The organism is Sphingomonas epibiotica (assembly GCF_039615155.1).
Lineage (GTDB): Bacteria > Pseudomonadota > Alphaproteobacteria > Sphingomonadales > Sphingomonadaceae > Sphingomonas.
Window position 1 is genome coordinate 114,883 of record NZ_JBDGHY010000005.1, and the last position, 21,950, is coordinate 136,832.

The window sequence follows — 21,950 nt, forward strand, 5'->3', positions numbered from 1 at the left end:
ATGGGGGAAGGCGGACCCGTACCCATGGACACATCCCCCCTTTCCCGTGTGGCACTAAATCCATAGACCGCAGGCCCATGGCAAAACTCGCATTCATCGGCACCGGGGTCATGGGCGCGCCCATGGCCGGGCACCTCGTTTCCGCCGGCCATCAGGTCACCGTCTATAATCGCACCCGCGCCAAGGCGGCGGCATGGGCCACGCAGCATGGCGGCGCGGTGGCCGAAACGCCGGCGGCGGCGGCCGATGGGGCGGATGCGGTGTTCGCCTGTGTCGGCAATGACGACGATCTGCGGGAGGTGACGCTGGGCGACGATGGTGCGTTCGGCGCGATGCGGGCGGGGGCGCTGTTCGCCGATCATACCACCGTGTCGGCGGCGATCGCGCGCGAACTGGCGGAAGCTGGCGCGGCCAAGGGGTTGCTGGTGCTCGACGCGCCGGTGTCGGGCGGACAGGCCGGGGCGGAGAATGGCAAGCTGTCGATCATGTGCGGCGGCACGGCGCAAGCTTTTGCGGCGGCCGAACCGTTGATGCAGGCTTATGCCGCGCGGATCGTTCATGTCGGCGATGCGGGCGCGGGGCAGACGACCAAGATGGTCAACCAGATCTGTATCGCGGGCGTGCTGGGTGGGCTGTCGGAAGCGCTGCGGTTCGCGCAAGGCTCGGGCCTCGATCTCGACAAGGTACTGGAAGCGGTGTCGGGCGGCGCGGCGCAAAGCTGGCAGATGGTCAATCGCTGGCCGACCATGGCGCAGGACCAGTTCGACTTCGGCTTCGCGATCGATTGGATGCGCAAGGATCTGGGCCTCGCGCTTGACGAATCGCGGCGCAACGGCGCGACGCTGCCGGTGACGGCGCTGGTCGATCAATTCTATGCCGAGGTGCAGGCCATGGGCGGCGGGCGGCAGGATACCAGCGCATTGGTGCGGAGGATCAAGCAGTGATCCGTCATGCTCTGACCGTTGCGGCGCTGTTGCTCGCCGGGACCGCGCAGGCCGATGGGCTGGTCGACAATATCAACGGTGTCGCGCTCGATTCGCAGGGGAAGGTGGTGCGCTTCGGCGGCATCCTGATCGACCGCGAGGGCAAGGTCGTGCGGCTGGTGCCCAAGGGCGAGAAGGCGCCGAAGAAGCTCGACTGGCGCAGCGACATGGGCGGCAAAACGGTCATGCCGGGCATGATCGATGCACATGGTCATGTGATGTCGCTGGGTTATCGCGCGCTCGAACTCGATCTGTCGAATACGAAGTCGCTGGCCGAGGCACAGGCGGCGATCCAGTCCTATGCCCGGAGCAACGGCAATCGGCAGTGGATCGTCGGCGGCGGCTGGAATCAGGAGGCGTGGGGGCTGGGTCGTTTCCCGACCGCGGCCGAGTTGGATGCGGCGGCGGGCGACAAGCCGGTGCTGCTGGAACGTGCCGATGGCCATGCGGTGTGGGCAAACGGCGCGGCGATGAAGGCGGCGGGGATCACCGCCAAGACGGCTTCCCCGGCGGGCGGGCGCATCGAATTGCTACCGAACGGACAGCCATCGGGCGTGTTCGTCGACAACGCCGCCAGCCTGTTCGATGCCGCCAAGCCCAAGCCGTCGCCGCGCGAACGCAACGCGGCGTTCCTGAAGGCGCAGGAGATGCTGCTGTCGAACGGGATCACCGCGACGGCGGACATGGGCACGTCGGTCGACGACTGGCTGGTGTTTCGGCGGATGGGGGATATTGGGCAACTCCGCGTGCGGATCATGAGCTATGGGGCGGGCCTCGAAACGGCGCTGACCGTCGCCGGGGCGGGGCCGACGCCGTGGCTCTATGGCGACCGGCTGCGCATGGGCGGGATCAAGCTCTATGCCGACGGTGCGCTCGGGTCGCGCGGGGCGTGGCTGAAGGCGCCCTATGCCGACGCGCCCAAGCAGAGCGGGCTGTCGTTCATCAACGATACGACGCTGCTGAACCTGCTGAGCCGGGGCACGATGGACGGGTTCCAATTCGCGATCCATGCGATCGGCGACCGCGCCAATCGGCAGGTGCTCGACGCGATCGACGAACTGGCGTCGTCGTACAAGGACGACCGGCGCTGGCGGATCGAACATGCGCAGGTGCTGGATTCTGCCGATCTGCCGCGGCTGGGCAGGAACGGCATCATCGCGTCGATGCAACCGGTCCATGCCACCGGCGACCGGACGATGGCCGAGGCGCGGCTGGGTCCGGCACGGCTGACGGGGGCCTATGCCTGGGCGACGGTGCTGCGGGATGGCGGGCGGCTGGCGTTCGGATCGGACTATCCGGTCGAGCATCCGAACCCGTTCATCGGCTGGGCAGCGGCGTTCACGCGCGAGGATGCGAACGGCCAGCCGCCGGGCGGGTGGCGGCCCGAGGAGAAAGTGACGCGCGAAGCGGCGTGGAAGGCGTTCACGCAGGATGCGGCGTTCGCGGGGTTCGCCGAGCAGCGCTTCGGGGCGCTGCTGCCGGGGCAGAAGGCGGATTTCCTTGTAGTGGATCGCGATCCGGTCGCGGCGAGTGCGGTGGATCTGCGCGCGACGAAGGTGATCGAGACATGGGTCGGCGGGTATAAGGCGTGGCCGCTCGACGAGAAGGCGAAGTCGGCGGCGGGGCGGTAAATCCTCCCCGTGCCGGGGAGGATTTGGTAAGCGAAATGCTGTAGGTCGGTCGCCGGATGGGAGGATCGATGCAGGTTGGCTGGCGGACCGGTTTAGGGATTGCGTTGCTCGTCGGGGTCGCGGGGGCGACGGCCGGCGGGGCGGCGCTGTTGCTGCGCGCCGAGCGGGTAGTGCCGCCGGTGCCGCAGCGGCTCGATCCGGTGGCGATCGCGCCGATCGCGCAGGCGAAACCCATGCCGAAGCCCGCAGCTTCGCCTTCACCGATCGCCCGGCCCGAGGCAATGATTGTCCGCCGCGTCCTGCCGATCGACGGGCCGTTCACTCATGGCCGTTGGGTCTGGGATGAGGCGGGGGCGCCGGCGGTCGGGCGGTTGGTCGTCACCATCGACCTGGATGCGCAGGTGCTGTCGGTGTTTCGCGACGGCTATGAGATCGGCGCGGCGGTGGTGCTCTATGGTGCCGACTGGAAGCCGACGCCGCTGGGCGCGCTGAAGATCACCGAGAAGGACGCCGACCATGTCAGCAACCTCTACGGCGCGCCGATGCCGTACATGCTGCGGCTGACCAATGACGGCATCTCGATCCATGGCAGCGACGTGCAGGAAGGCGCGGCGACGCATGGCTGTATCGGGGTGCCGACCGCCTTTGCGAAGAAGCTGTTCGCGGTGGCGCGACTGGGCGACCGGGTCATCATCACCAACGGCAAGCGGTTGGCGATGGGCGGGGCGATCACGTAACGTCGGCGTGGTTTCGTCCGGCCCCCAAACGAACATGCCCCGGCGTTTGCCAGGGCATGTCGGAAATCGGGGTTGGTACGCGATCGTCAGGCGACGGCGGCTTCGCCCATTTCGTCGGGTTCGCGCAGCACATAGCCGCGGCCCCAGACGGTCTCGATATAATTTTCGCCTTCGCACGCCATGCTGAGCTTCTTGCGCAGCTTGCAGATGAAGACGTCGATGATCTTGAGTTCCGGTTCGTCCATCCCGCCATAGAGATGGTTGAGGAACATTTCCTTGGTCAGGGTCGTGCCCTTGCGCAGCGAGAGCAGCTCGAGCATCGCATATTCCTTGCCCGTCAGGTGGACGCGCGCGCCGTCGACGTCGACCGTCTTGGCATCGAGGTTCACCGACAGCTTGCCAGTGCGGATCACCGATTGCGAATGCCCCTTCGACCGGCGGACCACGGCGTGGATGCGGGCGATCAGTTCCTCGCGGTGGAACGGCTTGGTAACATAATCGTCCGCGCCGAAACCGAACGAGCGGACCTTCGAATCCATTTCGTCGATGCCCGAGAGGATCAGGACCGGCGTCTGTACCCGCGCCACCCGCAGCTTCTTCAGCACGTCATAGCCGTGCATGTCGGGCAGGTTCAGGTCGAGCAGAATGATGTCGTAATCATACAGCTTGCCCAGATCGAGGCCTTCTTCGCCAAGATCGGTCGTGTAGATATTGAAACCTTCGGTCGTCAGCATGAGCTCGATCGCCTTGGCGGTCGTCGGCTCGTCTTCGATCAACAGCACGCGCATCGGCAGTCCCCCGTTTCGCGGCGCACAACTCACCCAGCGCGCGACAAAAACATTAACGTAAACACCTCTGAACGCAAAAGGTTAATTTCTAACTAATGGAAAACATTTCGTGAAATCCGTTGGTTAAGCGAAACGTCCTGAGTTCCTTGGCTAATCACGCGGACAGGCGTTGCGGAAACGGGCGGAAAGAAACTCGATCAGCACCGCGACGCGCGCCGGCCGCAGCGTGCCGGGCGGGGTCAGCAGGTGGAGCGCGACCGCACCGCTCGACCAGTCGGGAAGGATCGCTTCGAGCCGGCCGACGGCGATATCGGCATCGACCAGGAAATCGGGCAAACGCGCGACACCGAGCCCGAGGCGCAGCGCGGGCAACATCGCCTCGCCATTATTCACCGCCAGCGGACCACCGGGGCGAACGGTGACTTCCTCTTCGCCCCGGCGGAAATGCCAGAGTGCATTGGGCAGGTTGGTATAGCGGAAACAGGCATGGCGCCCGAGATCGGCAGGGTGCGTCGGGCGGCCATGTTCCTGCCAATAGTCCGGTGCGGCGACGACGCGCACCGCGACCGGTCCCAGCCGCCGGGCACGCAGCGAACTGTCGGGCAGTTCGGCGATACGCAGCGCGATGTCGATGCCGTCGGCGACGATGTCGACCTTCGCATCGGACAGGGTCAGGTCGATCTCGACGCCGGGATGCGCCTTCAGGAACTCGGCGATGGCCGGGGCGACATGCGTCTGGCCGAACGACATCGGTGCGGCAACGCGGACCAGTCCGGTCGGCGCAGCGGCGGCATCGCGCGCTTGTTCCTCCGCCGCCTGCGCCTCGGCAAGAATGCGGCCGGCGCGCTCGGCCAGCGATTGTCCGGCGTCGCTGAGCGTCAGCCGGCGCGAGGTGCGGTGGAACAGGGTGGTGCCGAGCGATGCCTCCAGCCGGGCGACGGCCTTGGACACCGTCGCCTTCGATACGCCGATCGATTGCGCGGCGGCGCTGAACGAGCGGTGCTCGACGACGCAGGCGAACATCGCCCAGGCTTCGAAATCGGGGAGCCGCATATATCCTCCGCTGCGAAACGATAGGTTTCCGACGTTTCCATTTACGTCATGATTGCGGCGCTTATCTTTGGGGTCAAGCAAGGAGATCGACGATGATCGACAAACGTGACTTCAACAGCCTCGGCCATGCCGATCACGGATGGCTGAACGCGCGGCATCACTTCAGCTTCGCCAATTATTACGAACCCAAGCGGATGGGCTGGGGCGCGATCCGGGTGTGGAACGACGACGAGATCGCTGCGAACAGCGGTTTCCCGCCGCATCCGCACAAGGACATGGAGATCATCACCTATGTCCGTTCGGGCGCGATCACCCATCAGGACTCGATGGGCAACAAGGGCCGGACAGCAGCGGGCGACGTCCAGGTGATGAGCGCCGGCACCGGGGTACGCCACGCCGAATATAATCTGGAGGCGGAGACGACCCGCATCTTCCAGATCTGGATCGAACCGCGTCAGAAGGGCGGCGCGCCGGCATGGGGTGCCAAGCCGTTCCCAAAGGGGGAGCGGTCGGGCAAGTTCGTGACGCTGGCGAGCGGTTTCGACGAAGACGACGACGCGCTGCGCATCCGCGCCGATGCCCGCGTACTGGGCGCGACGCTGAAGGCCGGCGAAAGCGTGGAACATAGCGTGGGCGCAGGGCGTCACGCCTATCTGGTCGCGGCAACCGGCGCGATCACCATCGACGGGGTCGCCTTCGAGGCGCGCGACGGCGCCGCACTGTCCGGCGGGCAGACCGTCACCATCACCGCGACGCAGGACGCCGAAATCGTCCTGGTCGACAGCGAATAACCAACGGGAGTATCGCCGCATGGCCAAGGTATTGGTGCTTTATTATTCGTCCTACGGGCATATCGCGAAGATGGCCGACGCCGTTGCCGAAGGTGCCCGGTCGGGTGGCGCCGAGGTCGATGTCCGCCGGGTGCGCGAAACCGCCCCGGACGAGGTCGCCAAGTCGGCGGGCTTCGTCGTCGCCGATCATCATGCATTGCTGACCGACCCCAACGAACTGACCAACTATGACGCGATCATCGTCGGCACCGGCACCCGTTATGGCCGGATGTCGAGCCAGATGGCCGCGTTCTGGGACACGACCGGCGGCGTGTGGGCGAAGGGCGGACTGGTCGGCAAGATCGGTGGCGCCTTCACCTCGACCGCGACCCAGCATGGCGGGCAGGAAACCACGCTGTTCTCGATCATCACCAACCTGATGCATCATGGGCTGACCATCGTCGGGCTCGACTATGGCTATGAAGGCCATACCGGGCTGGACGAGGTGAATGGCAGCACGCCGTACGGCGCGTCGGCCATCGCCGGTGGTGACGGCAGCCGCCAGCCGACCGAGATCGAACTGGGCGGCGCCCGGCATCAGGGAAAGCGGATCGCCGAGCTGGCCGCGAAGGTCTTCGGATAAGTCGGATGGGGCGGCCTGCGGGTCGCCCCGTCACGCCTCCACCCGCGCGTCGAGGTGCAGGTAGCGCGGGTCGAATTCGGCCGCGTCCTGCAGCGCTTCGATATCGTGGATCGTCATCTTGCGGCGGCAGAGCGACAACAGCCCTTCCGCCCGCATCCGCTGCAACACGCGATTGACGTGGATCGGCGTAATGCCGAGCGTGTCGCCAAGCTGTTCCTGCGTCAGCGGCAGGTCGAAGGTGCCGTTTTTTGCCAGACCGACCTGGCACATGCGCAGCCACATCTCGCAGAACAGATGGGCCATGCGGGTGTAAGAGTCGCGCTGAGCGACGTTAACCAGCCATTCGCGCGAGATTGCTTCGTCGACCAGCGCCGACCACCAGAAGCCGCGCGCCAGTGCCGGATAGCGTTCGGTCAGGTCGAGAATTACCTGTTTCGGGATCGCGGCGACACGGGCATCGCCGAGCGCGCGGATCGAATGGTCCATTTCCTCGAAGATGAAGATGTGCGGATCGCACAAATCGCCGGGAATCAGATAGGCGAGGATCTGACGCCGCCCGTCGGGCAAATCCTTGTACCGGCAGGCCCAACCGTCGAGCAGCAAAAAGACTTGTTCGGGACGGTCGCCGATGCGGATCAGGTCTCTCCCGCCCCGAACGGTGAAGATGTTGCGACAGAGTCGATCGAGGGCTTCGGCATCCTCGGGCGTGAAGTTCGCGAAGCCGGCCAATTTTATCGTGAGCGGGTTGGACATGGCGTCCTCCTCGGTGCCGCAGAGGACCAGTTTGGTCCGTAGCGTACCAACTGATCCAAGGCAGGGGCGCGGGCTTCGTTCCGGCGGACGCTCGGAACGTGGCCTGCATGCGACGAACCGATTGAATGCGTAACAAAATTTCGCCGAACCGATGGAAGCTGTTGGAATGGTAGCGCTATCGGTTATCATCGCCGGCAAAGAACGATGGGAGAGGTATGTGCGCGCACTCGGATGGACGGCATTGGCACTGGCATTGGCGGCGATGGCGGGGGGCGCGCCGGGGCAGGAGCGGGCGGCACCGGTAGCGGGCAGCAACCCGATCATCCGCGACAAGTTCACGGCCGATCCGGCGCCGTTGGTCGTCGGCGATCGCCTGTATCTGTATGTCGGGCATGACCAAGCGCAGCGGGACGAGATGTTCAACATGCGCGAATGGCTGGTCTATTCGACCACCGACATGCGCCACTGGACCGACCATGGTCCGATCATGAAGGTCGCCGATTTCAAATGGGCGAAGGCCGATGCCTGGGCCAGCCAGACGATCTACAAGAACGGCAAATACTGGTTCTATGCCGCGGTCGAACACGACAATACCCATCCGGGCAAGGCGATCGCGGTCGCGGTGTCGGACAAGCCGACCGGGCCGTTCGTCGATGCCAAGGGATCGGCGCTCATCACCAACCAGATGACGCCGAAGGGCACGCATAGCTGGGAAGATATCGACCCGACCGTCTTTACCGACAAGGACGGGACGACATGGATCGCATGGGGCAATCGGCAATGCTATATCGCGAAGCTGAAGCCCAATATGATCGAGATCGACGGGCCGATCACCGAGATCACTCCCCCGCATTTCGAGGAGGGGCCGTGGCTGCACGAGCGCAACGGCACCTATTATTTGACCTATGCCTCGCTCGACCGGTCGAAGCATCGCGACGAGCGCGTGTCCTATTCGACCGCGCCGTCGATCAAGGGGCCGTGGACCCATCGCGGCGAGCTGACGGGATCGGGGAAGTACAGCTTCACCATCCATCCCGGCATCGCGCAGTTCAAAGGCGACTGGTATCTGTTTCTGCACAATGCGACGCTGGCGATCGGCGACATGAACGGCACGATCGGGCGGCGGGCGGTTACCGTCGAGCGGCTTCATTACAATGCGGATGGGACGATGAAGCCGGTGGTGCAGACCGATGCGGGGGTTACTGCGTCGAAGTAGCTGCGCTGTCCCAAGGTATCGTCATTCCCGCGCAGGCGGGAATCCATACACGCCGATGTCTGCGATCGATCCGGAACGTCAGCGGCTATGGGTTCCCGCCTGCGCGGGAACGACGAATTGTGGACTATGGGGTCGGTCTCACTCGACCTTCGGTTCGGCCGGAAAGCGTGTGCGGGCCGTCGCGAACATGGTCCTTGCCGGCGTCGCACCAGCTTCGCTGGCCGCCGTGCCGACCCAGCGCCAGTGCCACGGTTCCCATTTCACCTGCTGCTTGTTGCCCGCCGGGAACGACATTTCGAAGCCGAAGCGGGCGGCGTTGGCGCGCAGCCAGCGGCCGGCGGGGGTGGCGCCGAAACACCCTTCCGCATTGCAGGCGGGCGCGGTCGCGCTGCCGAAGTCGACGACATAGCCGGTCGAATGCTCGCTGAAGCCCGGCGGGGCGGAGGCCCAGGCGCGCTCGGCGAAGCTGCCCGATCCGTCGGGACCGATCCCGCCGCAGAAGGTAAGCTGCTGGAGCGCGACCGAGCGGTGGCACGATACCGCGCGGAGCGTGCCGGCGATCGCCGGATCGGCATCGGCGGCGGCGAGCAGGCGGGTAAGGTCCGGCAGCATCGCCGGATGAATCCTACACGATCCGCCGAGCGCGGGCGGGGCGTCGACCAGTGCGGTTGCCGGCATGTCGGGGTAGGGGAAGTGATTGAACAGGCGGCCGTCGGCGGTGCGCTGCACGGTGCCGCGACCGCAGAGCGCGACCGGGCCGGTGACCGGGGCCGGCCGCGGTGGTGCTACGATCGGCGGCGGCGTTACCGGCGTCGCGACCGGCACCGGCGTGGCAACCGGCGCAGGGCCTTGCTGAACCGCCGGTGCGCAGGCGGCGAGCGGGGGCAGGATACAGGCAAGGACGAAGGAGCGACGCACGATGGTCTCCGGCTGGGGCGGTTGACCGCGCGAGCGCACTGGCACGGCGTCGCCAACGATGGCAAGGGAAGCAAATGCTCGACGACCTAGTCCTGTTCATCGACGGCGAAGCGATCGTCCTCGACAAGCCCGCCGGCCTGCCGGTCGATCCGCCCCGCGATGGATCGCCCAGCATCGTCGCACGCGCCGACGAACTGCGCTTCACCTTTCAACGCGAACCGACGCCGGTCCACCGGCTCGACCGCGATACCAGCGGGTGCCTGTTGCTTGCCCGCAATCCCAAGGCGCATGCCCGGTTCCAGCAGGCGTTCGAACAGGGGCGGGTGACCAAGCGCTATCTGGCGATCCTCGACGGCATTCCGAAGGGCGAGTCGGGCGAGATCGACATGGCGCTGGCGAAGGTCAGCAGCATCGAGGATGGCTGGCGGATGGTCGGCGATGCGAAAGGCAAGCCGGCCCGGACCAACTGGCGGGTGGTGCGGACGGTCGGCGACCGCGCGCTGGTCGCATTGTTCCCCGAAACGGGGCGGACCCACCAGATCCGCGTGCATATGGCGGAGGGGCTGGGCTGTCCGGTGGCGGGCGATCCGGTCTATGGCCGGGGCGGGCGTAGCGGCATGTTGCTGCATGCGGCCGGGCTGATGGTGCCGCGCGACAACAAGCCCGCGATCGACGTCACCGCACCATGGCCGCGCAGCTTCGTCGCGGCGGGGTTCGACGAAGTCTAAGGTGCCGCGCATTCCGATCACCCGGTCGATTTCGATCGATAGCGGCGAACTGGTCGAAAGCTTCACCCGGGCGTCGGGGCCGGGCGGGCAGCATGTCAACACGACCGACAGCGCGGTGCTGTTGCGCTTCGACGTGGTGGCGTCGCCGGGATTGCCGGAGGCGGTCAAGCATCGGCTGGCGGTGCTGGCCGGATCGCGGTTGACCAAGGAGGGCGTGCTGACGCTGCGCGCCGATGCGTCGCGATCGCAGGAAATGAACCGCCGCGAGGTGCGCGAGCGGCTGTTCGAACTGATCCGCGAAGCGACCATCGTGCCCAAAAAACGCCGCGCGACCAAGCCGACCAAGGCGTCGCAGGTGCGGCGGGTCGATGCGAAGAAGGGGCGGTCGCAGGTCAAGGCGGGGCGGGGAAAAGTGCGGTACGACTGAGTCCGCCCCGGTTCGGTTAGAGGGACCGCCCCGAGGTGGTGGTGGAGGTCCGCATACCGAACGGTTGCGTTTCGTGGCTGTCCACCTCCCCGATCCGGGGAGGATTGGAACGTGGCTCCGTTCCGCCTACATCGCGCGCATGTACCAGTTCGATATTGCCACCGGCGCCAAGGGCGACCTGTATCGTGACCTGCTCGGCGCGCTCGATGCGCTGACGGGCGATGAGAGCGACGCGATCGCCAATATGGCGAATGCATCGGCGCTGCTGATGCAATATCTGCCCGATCTGAATTGGGCGGGCTTCTATCGGTTGGTCGGGGACGAACTGGTGCTCGGGCCGTTTCAGGGCAAGGCGGCGTGCATCCGCATCGCGATGGGGCGCGGCGTGTGCGGCACCGCCGCGGCGTCGTGCGAAAGCCAGTTGGTCGCCGACGTCCATGCGTTTCCCGGCCATATCGCGTGCGATGCCGACAGCCGCAGCGAACTGGTCGTGCCGATCGTCGTCGGGGATCGGTTGATCGGCGTGCTCGACCTCGACAGTCCGCTGCCGGGACGGTTCGACGAGGCCGATCGGGCAGGGTGCGAAGCACTGGTCGGGTTGCTGGGACCGCGTATCGGCTGACCCGGCGCGGGACGGGGCGCGAACGGGCGGCGGATTGGCCGGGAACCGGGGGGCGTGATAGGGTTTCGACCTTCTGTCTTGCCGTCCAGGGAGTTTGTCGGCCGATGCGAACGCCATCCTATGCCGCCGCCGTTGCGCTGCTCGCTGCGTCTGGCCTGACCGCCGGCGTCGGCCAGGCGCAGCCGGTGGGGCAGGCCCCTGAGGCGTTGCCGCGCGGTCCGGCGGTGCAGGCCGGCGCGCCGCGCGTGAACCTGCCCGGACCGCGCTGGGGCGGGAAGGTGCGCGGGCGTTGGGTCGGCGGCCAATATGCGCCGGGTGGCTGGGCGGCGTATCGCCCGCCGGTGCGCGGCTGGGTGCTGCCGCGCTATTGGGTGGCGCCGAGCTTCTTCATTCAGGACTGGCCGGTTTATGGCTTGGCCCGGCCGCAGCCGGGCTATGGCTGGTATCGTTATTATGACGATGCGGTGCTTGCCGATCGCGATGGACGGGTTGTCGACGTGCGCAGCGGGCTCGACTGGGATGCGCGCGACGACGGGCGCTATGTCCGCGACGATCGCGCCTATGAACGCTATGCCGCCGAGCGCCGCGACGACGGTGTCGGCGGTGCGGTGATCGGCGGCGTCGCAGGGGCGGTCGCCGGTAACGTCATCGCCGGACGCGGCAACCGGCTGGGCGGTACGGTGCTGGGGGCGGGGGTCGGTGCATTGGCCGGTACCGCGATCGATCGTGCCGAGGATCGCCGCGCCTCGCCGCCCCCGCCGCAGCCGGGTTATGGTGCGGATTATCCGATGCCGTATGACGATGTGCCGATCGCGCCCGACGACGGTTATTACGACGGCTATGACGATGCGCGGGTCGCACCCGATGTCGTGTTCGGGCCGATGCGCGAACAGGTCCAGCCGATCGGGCCGCGGTCGCGCGGGGGCTATGTCGAGCGGCATGTCGGCGCGCCGCCGGTCGCGCGCAGCTATTCGACGACGACCACGACCACCGAGGGGCCGGAGGCGGGCTATATCGCCAATGGCTATTACTACCCGCCGCGCACGGTGACGACGGTGACGGTCGAGCATCCGTCCGTGGTCACGACGACCACCGAGGAGGTCGTGACCTATGCGCCGGGGCATGCCGCGCCGCGGCGGGTGGTCCGGTCGAAGACGCTGCGGCGCTAGGGTTCTCGACGGGCGCTTCTCGAAAGGCTCGAAGCGGCTCGAACCGAACGGGTGACTTAGCGCGGCGGGCGGCCGGCGAAGGTCGGCACGCTCTCCGCGCCACTGGCCGACAGCGACGATACCGCGACGAAGTGATCGTCGACGATCACGCCCTTCAGCACCGCCTCGGCGGCGGTCACGTCGCGCTGGTCGGTCCAGTTCTGCGCGTCGTTGCGCCGCCAGCGGATCCGATAACCGGCCGCATTGGCGACGGGCGACCAGCGCACCGTCGTGTCGGTCGACAGCGCACCGTCGATCGACACGCTTGCCGGGGCGGCGGGCGCGGCGGCGAGACGGGCGATCGTCGCGACGTTCAGCGCTGTGACCTTTGCCAGATAGGGGAAGTCCATCCGGTCGATCGTGTCGCCATAGATTCGTGTGCCGTCGCGGCGCAGATCCTGATGCTGGGCGTCGTAATTCTCGACCCCGACCGAAAAGCGGATCGCGGGGTAGCCGAGCTTGAGAAAGGGTTCGTGATCGCCGCCGCGCCCAAACCGGTCGGGACGGCGGTCGAGAAAGGCATCGACGCCGCCGGGCAGGGTCTTTGCCACCGCATCGACCGTCTTGGCGAGCGCGCGCGAGGGGCCGTCATCCTCGCCACCGGCGGCGCGGCGGGCGATCTGCTGTTCGATCGATTCGGATGCGCGAATGCCTTCCGAAAAGACCCGGACCCGGTCGGCGACGCGGCGGCCGTCCTGTCCGATCGTGTTGCCGACGATATCGTTGTTGAGGACGGCGGTGACGTTCCAGCCCTTTTCCTTCGCAGTGTCGGCGAGGAGCTGCGCCCCCCACAGGCCCTGTTCCTCACCCGACAGCGCGGCATAGACGATGGTCGCGTCGAACTTTTCCTTCGACAGGATGCGTGCCGCCTCCAGCACCAGCGCGACGCCCGAGGCGTCGTCATTGGCGCCAGGCGCATCGCTGGTCGCGTCCATCACGTCGCTGACCCGGCTGTCGATATGGCCCATGACGATCACGACTCGGCGTGGATCACGACCCTGCTGGAAGCCGAGCACGTCGACGACATTTACCCCCTGCGGCGCGCGCGGGCCGGTGAAACCGCGCGCGATGTTGGCGACAGTGATGCAGTCGCCACAATCGCGTCCGATTCGGGTCAATTGACTAGCGAACCAGCGGCGTGCCGCACCGATGCCGCGCGTCGGATGGTCAGGGTCCGAGGCAGTATGCCGCGTGCCGAAACTGATTAGCGCGGCGACGTCGGCGCGCAGCCGTTCGGGCTTTGGCGCTTCCCGGGCGGGGGCGGCGGTGGTGAGCAAAAGGGCGGGGAGCAGGAGAATCTGGCGCATTTGCGGGAAGATGGCGCCTTAACGCCGGCGGCTCAACCGGTTTCGGTCGATACCCATCGCGTGCGAAAACCCATCATCCGAATGGGTGAAATTGCTTAAAATGAATGTTTAGTTTCGTTTTTTGCAATTGCTAACAGTCCGGTTGCGATGCACAACGACTGTGCCTTTCAGGCATCCTCTCCTAAAACTTTTACAGGGTCGGTTCGCCGACCCTTTTTTTTGTGCCACTTCCGCGCTAACGCGACCTCACCAGCGCTGCGCTGAAATATAAGAGAGGACGCTGCCGGACATCCGGCGAACAGCAGCAGCCCGCGGGGGATCGAGCGCGAACGATGCGCGGCTCTCCCCCGCCCGGTACCTTACCGATATCGCAGTGACGCATCGTAGATGAACGCTGCCTGTCCGGTCGCTCAGCTAAGGCGGTCAATTCCCTCGCGATCGAGGCTGCCGGGAATGATCATCAGTGGCACGGGCAGGGCACCGGCATCGGTACCGGCGAAGTGGGTGACCATCGGTCCGGGCGACCCGGTGGCGGCGGCCCCCAGCACGAGCGCGGCGATATCGGGATTGGCTGCGATCATCTCGCGCACGATTCGCGGACCATCGCCGGTACGGACGGTCAGATGGGGTTGTAGCCCCGATTCGGCGATGAGCGTGCCCGCCGCCGCCTGTACCAGCGCCTCGGCGCGTTCGGTCGCTTCCTCCTCGATCGTCGCCTGCACTCCGCCCCAGGGTGCGAATTCCTGCGGTTCGACCAGCGCCAGCACCTCGACGCCGCCATTGGTCTTGACCGCGCGGCGCGCGGCGAAGCGGAGCGCGACCGCGCTTTCGGGGCTTTCGTCGACGACGACCAGATATGTGCGCATGATGACCTCGGCTTGGGCGACCGTTCATGCGCCGGTTCGGCGGCGTCACGCAAGCTGTACCGGGGCTTGACCCGGACGCGCCCGACGGCGAAGAGGCGCGACGAGCCTGAGAGGACCAATCTGCCCCATGCCGATCGAGATCAAGATGCCCGCCCTGTCCCCCACCATGGAAGAGGGGACGCTGGCCAAATGGCTGGTGAAGGAAGGTGATACCGTCAAGTCCGGCGACATCATGGCGGAAATCGAAACCGACAAGGCGACGATGGAATTCGAAGCCGTCGATGAAGGCACGATCGGCAAGGTGCTGGTCGCCGAGGGTACCGACAATGTGAAGGTCGGCGCGGTGATCGCCATTCTGCTCGAAGAGGGCGAGGATGCATCGGCCGTGGACGCGGCGCCGAAAAAGGCGGAGACGCCGGAACCGGCCGACGACCAGTTCAAGGGCAAGCCCGACGCGACCGATCCGAACAAGACCGGCAGCGAAGCCGCGCCGGCTCCGGCCGGAACGTCGGACCATGGCCGCCCGGCGGGTGCCGGTGCCGCGCAGGGCGATGGTGGCCGCGTGAAGGCGAGCCCGCTGGCCCGCCGCATCGCCGCCGACAAGGGGCTCGACCTGTCGGGTATCGCCGGCAGCGGTCCCAATGGTCGCATCGTCAAGGCGGACGTGGACAATGCCAAGCCGGGCGTCGCGAGCGCGCCCAAGGCCGAGGCCGCCGCGCCTGCTCCGGCCGCTGCTGCCGCACCGGCGGCCGAAGCGCCGAAGCCCGCCGCCGTGTGGTTCGACGATTCGATCCCGCACACGGTCGAGAAGCTGTCGAACATCCGCAAGACGATCGCACGTCGCCTGACCGAATCGAAGCAGCAGGTGCCGCACATCTATCTGACGGTCGATATCCGTCTGGATGCGCTGCTCAAGCTGCGCGGCGACCTGAACAAGTCGCTCGACGCGCGTGGCGTGAAGCTGTCGGTCAACGACCTGCTGATCAAGGCGCTGGGCGTCGCGCTGGAAAACAGCCCGAAGTGCAACGTCACCTTCCTGGGCAACGAAATGGTGCAGTACAGCCGCGCCGACGTGTCGGTGGCGGTGTCGACGCCGACCGGCCTCATCACGCCGATCATCCGTGACGCCGCCAACAAGGGCGTGGCGAAGATCAGCACCGAGATGAAGGACCTGGCGGGCCGCGCCAAGGAGAACAAGCTGAAGCCCGAGGAATATCAGGGCGGCACGGCTTCGCTGTCGAACATGGGTATGTTCGGCATCAAGCAGTTCGAGGCGGTCATCAACCCGCCGCAGGGCATGATCCTGGCGGTCGGTGCCGGCGAGAAGCGCCCGTACATCGTCGACGACGCGCTGGGCGTGGCCACGGTGATGACGGCGACCGGCAGCTTCGACCACCGTGCGATCGATGGCGCGGACGGTGCCGAAATGCTGAAGCTGTTCAAGGCGCTGGTGGAGTCGCCCCTCGGCCTGATCGCGTAAATGCGTAGCCGGCTGCTGACCGAGATCGTGCATGTCGTCGCCGGGGTGGCGGCGGCATGGGCGGTCGGGTCGCTGTCGGCATGGTCGTATCCGCTGGGGCGGCGCGACATCTGGACCGTGACATGGGTGGCGATGGCGATCGTCGTCGTGCTGGGTATCCGGCAGGTGCAGCGCGCCATGGCCGAGGAACGCGCCAAGGAGGTGCCGCATGATCGTTGAGAACTCGCCCGTTCCACCGGCCGACCAGCCCGCCCTGCGAGTGACCGCGATGCCCGCCGACACCAATCCCTATGGCGACATCTTCGGCGGATGGATCATGTCGCAGATGGACATGGCCGCCGGCCTCGTCGCCGCGCGTCATGCCAAGGGGCGGGCGGTGACGATCGCCGTCGACGCGATGCAGTTCCATGCCCCTGTCGCGGTCGGTGACGAACTGTCGGTCTATGCCGATCTGATCAAGGTCGGGCGGACGTCGATGACGATCAAGGTCGAGACATGGCGCCGCGACCGCTTCGGCGAGGCGACCTGCCGCGTGACCGAGGCGCGCTTCGTGTTCGTGGCGATCGACGAGCACCGCAAGCCGCGGGTGATCGAGGGCTAACGCACGACGGTGGTGCGGCAAGTAATTCAGCTGCTCGACCGGGCAGCGGCGAACGAGAAGGCAAAGTGATGGCTGATACCTACGACCTTATCGTGCTCGGTTCGGGCCCCGGCGGCTATGTCGCGGCGATCCGTGCGAGCCAGCTTGGCCTTAAGGTCGCGATCGTGGAGCGCGAGCGGTTGGGCGGCATCTGCCTCAATTGGGGGTGTATCCCGACCAAGGCGCTGCTGCGCTCGGCCGAAATCTATCATTACATGATGCACGCCGCGCAATATGGCCTGTCGGCGGAGAAGCCGTCGTTCGACCTCGCCAAGGTGGTCGATCGCAGCCGCAAGGTGGCGGGTCAGCTGAACGCCGGCGTCAAGGGCCTGATGAAGAAGAACAAGGTCGCCGTCCATGAGGGCGTCGGCACGATCACTGCCAAGGGCAAGCTGTCCGTCAAGCAGGGCGACAAGACCACCGAGCTGGAAGCCAAGCACATCATCATCGCGACCGGCGCCCGCGCCCGCGACCTGGCGTTCGCGAAAGCCGATGGCGCCAAGATCTGGACGTACCGCCACGCGATGGTGCCGCCCGAAATGCCGACCAAGCTGCTGGTCATCGGGTCGGGCGCGATTGGGGTCGAGTTCGCCAGCTTCTACAACGATATGGGCGCCGACGTGACGATCGTCGAAATGCTCGACCGGATCATGCCGGTCGAGGACGCCGAAGTCAGCGAGTTCATGACCAAGGCGCTGACCAAGCAGGGCATGACGATCAAGACCAAGTCGGGCCTCGAAAAGCTGGAAGCCGGCCCGGCGGGCGTGAAGGCCGCGATCAAGGGGCCGGACGGCAAGGTCGAGACGTCCGAGTTCAGCCATGCGATCGTCGCGATCGGCATCGTGCCGAACACCGAGAATATCGGGCTGGAGGCGCTGAAGATCGAGGCCGAGCGCGGCCACATCAAGACCGACGGTTACGGCAAGACCAATGTCGACGGCATCTGGGCGATCGGCGACGTGACCGGCGCGCCGTGGCTGGCGCACAAGGCGAGCCATGAGGGCGTGATCGCCGCCGAAGCTATTGCGAAGGCGCTGGGCAACAAGGACGTCCATCCGCACGCGATGGACAAGAACAATATCCCCGGCTGCACCTATGCCCGTCCGCAGGTCGCCAGCGTCGGCTTTACCGAGGCGAAGGCCAAGGAAGCGGGCTATAGCGTCAAGGTCGGCAAATTCCCGTTCATCGGCAACGGCAAGGCGATCGCGCTGGGCGAGGCCGAAGGGTTCGTCAAGACGGTGTTCGATGCCAAGACCGGCGAGTTGTTGGGCGCGCACATGGTCGGCGCGGAAGTGACCGAGATGATCCAGGGCTATGTCGTCGCCCGTCAGCTGGAGACGACCGAGCAGGAACTGACCGAGACGGTGTTCGCGCACCCGACGATCTCGGAATCGATGCATGAGTCGGTGCTGGCGGCCTATGGTCGCGCGCTGCACATCTGATCGTCACACTATCGTCATAGTTCTTGACCCGCGCCGTGCCTGAACGGCATGGCGCGGGTCCATGAAGCAGCTTCTCCCGGCGATCCTCGCCACGTCGTTTCTGGTCGCACCGCCTGCCGCCGGGCAGACTGTGCAGGAGTTGCAGCGCCAGATCGACGAGTTGAAGGCGGTCATCGCCGAGATGAAGGCGGCGCAGGCGGCAGCGCCGCCGCCCGCCGTCGCCACTGCGCCGGCCCCGGTGGCGCCGGCACCCGTTGCGCCAGTGCCGGCGCAGGTCGCGGCTGCCCCGGCACCGGCCAAGCGCTGGTACGATCGCATCCGCATTCGCGGCTATACCCAGTTGCGGCTCAACGAGATCATCGCTGGCGACCGGACCGCGCCGGCGGGTGCGGCGCGGCTACGGTCGGTGCATGACAGTGGCATCGGCGACGATACCGGCTTCACCTTTCGCCGTATCCGCCTGATCCTGCAGGGCGATCTGGGCGACCGGGTGTCCTTCTACCTCCAGCCCGACTTCGCGACGGCGGTGACAGGCCAATCGGTCGGCGAGCGGCGCGAGGGGTTCCTGCAACTGCGCGACGCCTATTTCGATGCGTTCCTCGACAAGGACAAGCGGTTCCGGTTGCGTTTCGGCCAGTCGAAGGTGCCGTTTGGGTGGGAGAATATGCAATCGTCGTCGAACCGGCTGACGCTCGACCGCAGCGACGCGATCAATAGTGGGGTGCCGAGCGAGCGCGATATCGGGGTGGTCGCCTACTACACGCCGACCCATGTCGACGATATCTGGGAACGGCTGACCGAGGACGGGCAGAAGCTGTTCGGCAATTACGGCGCGTTAGGGGTCGGCATCTATAACGGGCAGGGGATCAACCGCGAGGAAGCGAATGACGCGGTGATGGCCGTCGCGCTGGCGACCTGGCCGTTCGAGATCGGCGGCGGGCGGGTGCTGGAGGTGGGCGGAAGCGCCTATACCAACCGCGTCCAGCCGGAAATCCGTACCGGCGGGGTTAGCCCGGTGGCCTTCGCCGACGACCGGATCGGGCTGCACGCGATCCTGTATCCCCAGCCGTTCGGATTCCAGGCCGAATGGAATTGGGGGCGGGGGCCGGAATATGACCCGGTGCTGCGTGGCATCACGACCAAGGCGCTGCATGGCGGCTATGTGCAGGGAACGGCACGGGTGCGGCAGTCGCCGGTGGGACCGTTCATGCCCTATGTCCGCTGGCAGACCTATCGCGGCGGGTGGAAGGCGGCGGTCAACGCGCCGCGGCTGGAGACGGACGAGATCGAGTTGGGCATCGAGTTCCAGCCGGTACCGGCGCTCGAATGGACGATCGCCTATGCCCGGATGGAGCGCGCCGAGGCCGACGAGCGGCGGCTGGGCCGGGCCGAGGGTGATGTGTTCCGGACGCAGTTGCAGTTGAATTATTAGGATTTTTCTGCGGGTACCGGCCAAAGTTCACTAAGTTCACACTTGCCGCGTTTCGGGCGGGACGGTGTGCGACGGGGTCGAAAAGCGGGAAGCCGTGGTGGCCGGCAAACAGAATGGCAGCGCCGCTTGATGTAGGAAAGCGTGGCTTTGCGCCGTGCAGGTGCGATGCCGGTATCGGCGCCGTCCTTATTTAAAACGATGGCGGGAGGCGGGGGCGGCGCGATCCTTGCTTGTCAAGAGCTACCGTTCACCGCGCCTATCGTGCGGCACGTCCTGCATCAGCGCCATCAAACAGTTTTCAATCTTCCGCAAATTTAGTCGTAAGCAAGCATTTTCGGCGCAATATTTCGAAGAAGGCTCCGGGAGCATCGTTAACGAACCAGTTTGGCTTTTGCCATACCGAGGTTGTTGGCACAGCTGCGACCCGGGTTTGTCGATTTGTATTTGGAGTTATTATCCAACTGCAATCTCGCCGCTACGATGCGGATACAATCCGCTTCCCATTCGACGTCGTTCTCGAACTCGATCTGACTGCTGGGCGTGTAGATCGTTCCCGATGCCGACGCGCCGAATTTAGAGTAAATGTCGTGATCGTTTGTGTTGGCGCGATCCGACCAGATCACCATGCCGGCATATGGCCCGGTGGTCGGCCCGCTCAGATCGAAACTCGTCTTGCTGTGGAAGAACAGGTCGTGGCCTGCTCCCTCCAAGTAGATCAGCACGTCGGTCCCGCTGATCGCCGCACCGTTAAGCAACGTGAATTCGCCTTTGATGACGTAGATACCCGGCAGGAACGTGACGGTAGCCCCATCGATCACCAGTCCGCGGCAAAAGGCGAACGTCGCGGCGATGATAACCGTCCCCCCCTCGATACGGTCCGCACCGCCGCAATTGGTGTTCGTCGGCGGTGTGAGGGCTGCGTAGGGATCAGCAATCGCAACCGCGCCCGTCACCGGAGCAGGTGAGACCGAAGCGCCGTCCGATTTGTCGACCCCGCCAACGACCCGGATGCTTTTGACGTTCACGTAAGAGGAATCGCCGAGTTCCAGCGCGCCACGATTCCGCGAATTGACCTGAACCGTGCAATCCGGAGCGTCGATCCGCGCACCGGAATTCACATCGAACGCGTCATCATGCCTGGGATGGAGGATGAGAATGCATAACGGATTGGGGGCGGTTGCAATGGCCGTGGCTGATAGGTCCCACGACAACAGTCCGAACATCCTGGCAAAGAAGGTGTGGAGGGCGTTGTTCTTTGCTGCCGTCCGAGACACTGTCACCCGCACCGCGTTGATCGTTCCGCCCGGCGTAAAGGTACCCGCGTTCCAGTTGCCGAATTCGAGTTCCGGCGCGCTCACCAGATTCGTGACACCGGGCCGGTTGTGGCCGGCATAGGTCTGGGCCGTCGCTAAAGCCGCGATGCGGTCCGCCGGCGCGATATGAACCGCCGCGGCCAGCGCGGCAGCCTCTGCGCTGGTCTGCAACGCGTTCTTTTCGGCATACGCCATGCCGACATCGATGACGAGGCCGAGAGCGGCAACGAGCAGCGGCAGCAGCAGCGCTATCAGGGCCGCAACACCGCCACGTCGATCACATCGCAATCGACGGCTCCACGCGACCTCTCCGCGGGTCAATCCGCGATGCTCCGCATCGTCACGGTGGTCGACAGTCCCCCGGTTATGATATTCGCGATCGGCGTGATCCGGGAATGTCGGTCGGTGATATCGTCAATGTGACCTGGACGTCCTCATCCAGTGGATCGCCCTTCGTCGCCGGATCGATCGTGGCTGCCACGGTGACGTTCAGGTCATGGCTCGCACTGCGTTCGGCAAAGCTCTTGGCATCGTCCACAGTCATGTATCCGACCGAAACACCCCGTGCTGCCTCGCGTGCGTAGGTATGGATGACCATGTTCGCCTGCAAATAATTGGCTCCGGAAAATATTCCGCCAAGTACAAGGATCAGGACCGGCGCAAGGATGGCAAATTCGACCAGCACTGCGCCGCGCGTGTCCAATTCCAAGCGATGAAGCGGCCAGTCTATACTGGTAGCACCGTTCATCACGTGTATCCTCCGATACTGACCATGGCGTGGCAATATCGGATCAATGTAAATCAACTACTAATCGTGTCGGCTATCCATTGCGCCGCACTTCCAAAGAATATCATTACTTTGGCGTAGCTTGACTGTTTTCTCACGGCAGAACCAGCGCAGCAAGTCCTGCCACGCCAATCATCCTTTAGAATGGCGCCAACTTGCCATTCCCGGAATGCGGTTGTCGAGAAACGACCGGCGTGACGGGGGAA

Annotated in this window: 23 protein-coding genes; 15 read left to right on the top strand and 8 right to left on the bottom strand. The window is 65.5% G+C overall.

The window, feature by feature from the left end:
• Positions 1-77: 77 nt before the first annotated feature.
• The 3 genes from AAIO73_RS11505 (at position 78) to AAIO73_RS11515 (ending at position 3,351) form a co-directional block, all read left to right on the top strand.
• Positions 78-944 (top strand): NAD(P)-dependent oxidoreductase, encoded by an 867-nt coding sequence (locus AAIO73_RS11505; protein ID WP_345878216.1) that lies wholly within the window; start codon positions 78-80, stop codon positions 942-944.
• A complete protein-coding gene (locus tag AAIO73_RS11510) occupies positions 941-2,614 on the top strand; it encodes an amidohydrolase (protein WP_345878217.1) in 1,674 nt (557 codons plus the stop codon). Before AAIO73_RS11505 ends, AAIO73_RS11510 begins: the two co-directional genes overlap by 4 nt.
• 68 nt (positions 2,615-2,682) lie before the next feature.
• Positions 2,683-3,351: a L,D-transpeptidase family protein gene (locus AAIO73_RS11515; RefSeq protein WP_345878219.1), complete on the top strand. Its 669-nt coding sequence runs from the start codon at positions 2,683-2,685 to the stop codon at positions 3,349-3,351.
• Positions 3,352-3,437: 86 nt separating this feature from the next.
• Here the strand turns inward: AAIO73_RS11515 and ctrA are convergent, their stop codons facing one another.
• Positions 3,438-4,139, bottom strand: coding sequence for a response regulator transcription factor CtrA (gene ctrA / locus AAIO73_RS11520; RefSeq protein ID WP_056450531.1), 702 nt, complete (start codon positions 4,137-4,139; stop codon positions 3,438-3,440).
• Positions 4,140-4,289: 150 nt separating this feature from the next.
• Positions 4,290-5,192, bottom strand: coding sequence for a LysR family transcriptional regulator (locus AAIO73_RS11525; protein ID WP_345878222.1), 903 nt, complete (start codon positions 5,190-5,192; stop codon positions 4,290-4,292).
• Between the two features lie 92 nt (positions 5,193-5,284).
• On the opposite strand from AAIO73_RS11525, the gene AAIO73_RS11530 reads away from it, so the two are divergent.
• Together AAIO73_RS11530 and wrbA are read left to right on the top strand one after the other, a co-directional pair.
• Positions 5,285-5,983, top strand: a complete 699-nt coding sequence (locus tag AAIO73_RS11530; RefSeq protein WP_345878223.1) for a pirin family protein — start codon at positions 5,285-5,287, stop codon at positions 5,981-5,983.
• A 19-nt stretch (positions 5,984-6,002) separates the two neighbouring features.
• Entirely contained in the window at positions 6,003-6,605 is a 603-nt protein-coding gene (gene wrbA, locus AAIO73_RS11535; protein WP_345878224.1) for an NAD(P)H:quinone oxidoreductase, read from the top strand.
• Between the two features lie 30 nt (positions 6,606-6,635).
• On the opposite strand, the gene AAIO73_RS11540 is transcribed toward wrbA, so the two are convergent.
• A complete protein-coding gene (locus AAIO73_RS11540) occupies positions 6,636-7,358 on the bottom strand; it encodes a Crp/Fnr family transcriptional regulator (RefSeq protein ID WP_345878226.1) in 723 nt (240 codons plus the stop codon).
• 217 nt (positions 7,359-7,575) lie between these two features.
• Here AAIO73_RS11540 and AAIO73_RS11545 point away from each other — a divergent pair, with 217 nt between their 5' ends.
• Positions 7,576-8,574, top strand: a complete 999-nt coding sequence (locus AAIO73_RS11545; RefSeq protein ID WP_345878228.1) for a glycoside hydrolase family 43 protein — start codon at positions 7,576-7,578, stop codon at positions 8,572-8,574.
• Positions 8,575-8,712: 138 nt separating this feature from the next.
• Here the strand turns inward: AAIO73_RS11545 and AAIO73_RS11550 are convergent, their stop codons facing one another.
• Positions 8,713-9,492, bottom strand: coding sequence for a M15 family metallopeptidase (locus AAIO73_RS11550; RefSeq protein WP_345878230.1), 780 nt, complete (start codon positions 9,490-9,492; stop codon positions 8,713-8,715).
• Between the two features lie 74 nt (positions 9,493-9,566).
• Between AAIO73_RS11550 and AAIO73_RS11555 the strand changes: the two genes are divergently transcribed.
• The 4 genes from AAIO73_RS11555 (at position 9,567) to AAIO73_RS11570 (ending at position 12,438) form a co-directional block, all read left to right on the top strand.
• Positions 9,567-10,220 (top strand): RluA family pseudouridine synthase, encoded by a 654-nt coding sequence (locus tag AAIO73_RS11555; protein ID WP_345878232.1) that lies wholly within the window; start codon positions 9,567-9,569, stop codon positions 10,218-10,220.
• 1 nt (position 10,221) lies between these two features.
• Entirely contained in the window at positions 10,222-10,647 is a 426-nt protein-coding gene (arfB, locus tag AAIO73_RS11560; protein ID WP_345878233.1) for an alternative ribosome rescue aminoacyl-tRNA hydrolase ArfB, read from the top strand.
• 139 nt (positions 10,648-10,786) lie between these two features.
• Complete coding sequence (gene msrC / locus AAIO73_RS11565) at positions 10,787-11,269, top strand: free L-methionine (R)-S-oxide reductase MsrC (RefSeq protein WP_345878234.1); 483 nt, start codon at positions 10,787-10,789, stop codon at positions 11,267-11,269.
• A gap of 104 nt (positions 11,270-11,373) precedes the next feature.
• Positions 11,374-12,438 (top strand): RcnB family protein, encoded by a 1,065-nt coding sequence (locus tag AAIO73_RS11570; RefSeq protein WP_345878236.1) that lies wholly within the window; start codon positions 11,374-11,376, stop codon positions 12,436-12,438.
• Positions 12,439-12,494: 56 nt separating this feature from the next.
• Here AAIO73_RS11570 and AAIO73_RS11575 read toward each other — a convergent pair whose 3' ends face one another.
• Entirely contained in the window at positions 12,495-13,784 is a 1,290-nt protein-coding gene (locus tag AAIO73_RS11575; protein ID WP_345878237.1) for a M20/M25/M40 family metallo-hydrolase, read from the bottom strand.
• A gap of 410 nt (positions 13,785-14,194) precedes the next feature.
• Positions 14,195-14,650: a universal stress protein gene (locus AAIO73_RS11580; RefSeq protein WP_242116632.1), complete on the bottom strand. Its 456-nt coding sequence runs from the start codon at positions 14,648-14,650 to the stop codon at positions 14,195-14,197.
• Between the two features lie 127 nt (positions 14,651-14,777).
• On the opposite strand from AAIO73_RS11580, the gene AAIO73_RS11585 reads away from it, so the two are divergent.
• The 5 genes from AAIO73_RS11585 to AAIO73_RS11605 all read left to right on the top strand — a co-directional run bounded on the left by AAIO73_RS11585 (position 14,778) and on the right by AAIO73_RS11605 (position 19,644).
• Positions 14,778-16,130 (top strand): pyruvate dehydrogenase complex dihydrolipoamide acetyltransferase, encoded by a 1,353-nt coding sequence (locus AAIO73_RS11585; protein WP_345878238.1) that lies wholly within the window; start codon positions 14,778-14,780, stop codon positions 16,128-16,130.
• Positions 16,131-16,349, top strand: a complete 219-nt coding sequence (locus AAIO73_RS11590; RefSeq protein ID WP_345878239.1) for a hypothetical protein — start codon at positions 16,131-16,133, stop codon at positions 16,347-16,349.
• Complete coding sequence (locus AAIO73_RS11595) at positions 16,339-16,731, top strand: acyl-CoA thioesterase (RefSeq protein WP_345878240.1); 393 nt, start codon at positions 16,339-16,341, stop codon at positions 16,729-16,731. The genes AAIO73_RS11590 and AAIO73_RS11595 overlap by 11 nt, the downstream gene beginning before the upstream one ends.
• Positions 16,732-16,799: 68 nt before the next feature.
• Positions 16,800-18,212, top strand: a complete 1,413-nt coding sequence (gene lpdA, locus AAIO73_RS11600; protein ID WP_345878242.1) for a dihydrolipoyl dehydrogenase — start codon at positions 16,800-16,802, stop codon at positions 18,210-18,212.
• Between the two features lie 61 nt (positions 18,213-18,273).
• Complete coding sequence (locus AAIO73_RS11605; protein ID WP_345878245.1) at positions 18,274-19,644, top strand: porin; 1,371 nt, start codon at positions 18,274-18,276, stop codon at positions 19,642-19,644.
• A 371-nt stretch (positions 19,645-20,015) separates the two neighbouring features.
• Here the strand turns inward: AAIO73_RS11605 and AAIO73_RS11610 are convergent, their stop codons facing one another.
• Both AAIO73_RS11610 and AAIO73_RS11615 read right to left on the bottom strand, forming a co-directional pair.
• The gene (locus AAIO73_RS11610; RefSeq protein ID WP_345878246.1) at positions 20,016-21,278 is read right to left on the bottom strand and encodes a TadG family pilus assembly protein; all 1,263 of its coding nucleotides are present in this window, start codon (positions 21,276-21,278) and stop codon (positions 20,016-20,018) included.
• A 43-nt stretch (positions 21,279-21,321) separates the two neighbouring features.
• On the bottom strand, positions 21,322-21,705 hold the full coding sequence (locus tag AAIO73_RS11615; RefSeq protein ID WP_345878247.1) for a TadE/TadG family type IV pilus assembly protein: 384 nt from the start codon (positions 21,703-21,705) through the stop codon (positions 21,322-21,324).
• Positions 21,706-21,950: the final 245 nt, after the last annotated feature.

Bases quoted from the DNA above. Each gene is read 5' to 3' on its own strand.
- ctrA (WP_056450531.1), bottom strand. From the start codon at position 4,139: ATGCGCGTGCTGTTGATCGAAGACGAGCCGACGACCGCCAAGGCGATC.
- AAIO73_RS11585 (WP_345878238.1), top strand. From the start codon at position 14,778: ATGCCGATCGAGATCAAGATGCCCGCCCTGTCCCCCACCATGGAAGAG.
- msrC (WP_345878234.1), top strand. From the start codon at position 10,787: ATGTACCAGTTCGATATTGCCACCGGCGCCAAGGGCGACCTGTATCGT.
- AAIO73_RS11555 (WP_345878232.1), top strand. From the start codon at position 9,567: ATGCTCGACGACCTAGTCCTGTTCATCGACGGCGAAGCGATCGTCCTC.
- AAIO73_RS11525 (WP_345878222.1), bottom strand. From the start codon at position 5,192: ATGCGGCTCCCCGATTTCGAAGCCTGGGCGATGTTCGCCTGCGTCGTC.
- AAIO73_RS11505 (WP_345878216.1), top strand. From the start codon at position 78: ATGGCAAAACTCGCATTCATCGGCACCGGGGTCATGGGCGCGCCCATG.
- lpdA (WP_345878242.1), top strand. From the start codon at position 16,800: ATGGCTGATACCTACGACCTTATCGTGCTCGGTTCGGGCCCCGGCGGC.
- AAIO73_RS11595 (WP_345878240.1), top strand. From the start codon at position 16,339: ATGATCGTTGAGAACTCGCCCGTTCCACCGGCCGACCAGCCCGCCCTG.
- AAIO73_RS11590 (WP_345878239.1), top strand. From the start codon at position 16,131: ATGCGTAGCCGGCTGCTGACCGAGATCGTGCATGTCGTCGCCGGGGTG.
- wrbA (WP_345878224.1), top strand. From the start codon at position 6,003: ATGGCCAAGGTATTGGTGCTTTATTATTCGTCCTACGGGCATATCGCG.
- AAIO73_RS11575 (WP_345878237.1), bottom strand. From the start codon at position 13,784: ATGCGCCAGATTCTCCTGCTCCCCGCCCTTTTGCTCACCACCGCCGCC.
- AAIO73_RS11570 (WP_345878236.1), top strand. From the start codon at position 11,374: ATGCGAACGCCATCCTATGCCGCCGCCGTTGCGCTGCTCGCTGCGTCT.
- AAIO73_RS11530 (WP_345878223.1), top strand. From the start codon at position 5,285: ATGATCGACAAACGTGACTTCAACAGCCTCGGCCATGCCGATCACGGA.
- AAIO73_RS11605 (WP_345878245.1), top strand. From the start codon at position 18,274: ATGAAGCAGCTTCTCCCGGCGATCCTCGCCACGTCGTTTCTGGTCGCA.
- AAIO73_RS11515 (WP_345878219.1), top strand. From the start codon at position 2,683: ATGCAGGTTGGCTGGCGGACCGGTTTAGGGATTGCGTTGCTCGTCGGG.
- AAIO73_RS11580 (WP_242116632.1), bottom strand. From the start codon at position 14,650: ATGCGCACATATCTGGTCGTCGTCGACGAAAGCCCCGAAAGCGCGGTC.
- AAIO73_RS11615 (WP_345878247.1), bottom strand. From the start codon at position 21,705: ATGAACGGTGCTACCAGTATAGACTGGCCGCTTCATCGCTTGGAATTG.
- AAIO73_RS11540 (WP_345878226.1), bottom strand. From the start codon at position 7,358: ATGTCCAACCCGCTCACGATAAAATTGGCCGGCTTCGCGAACTTCACG.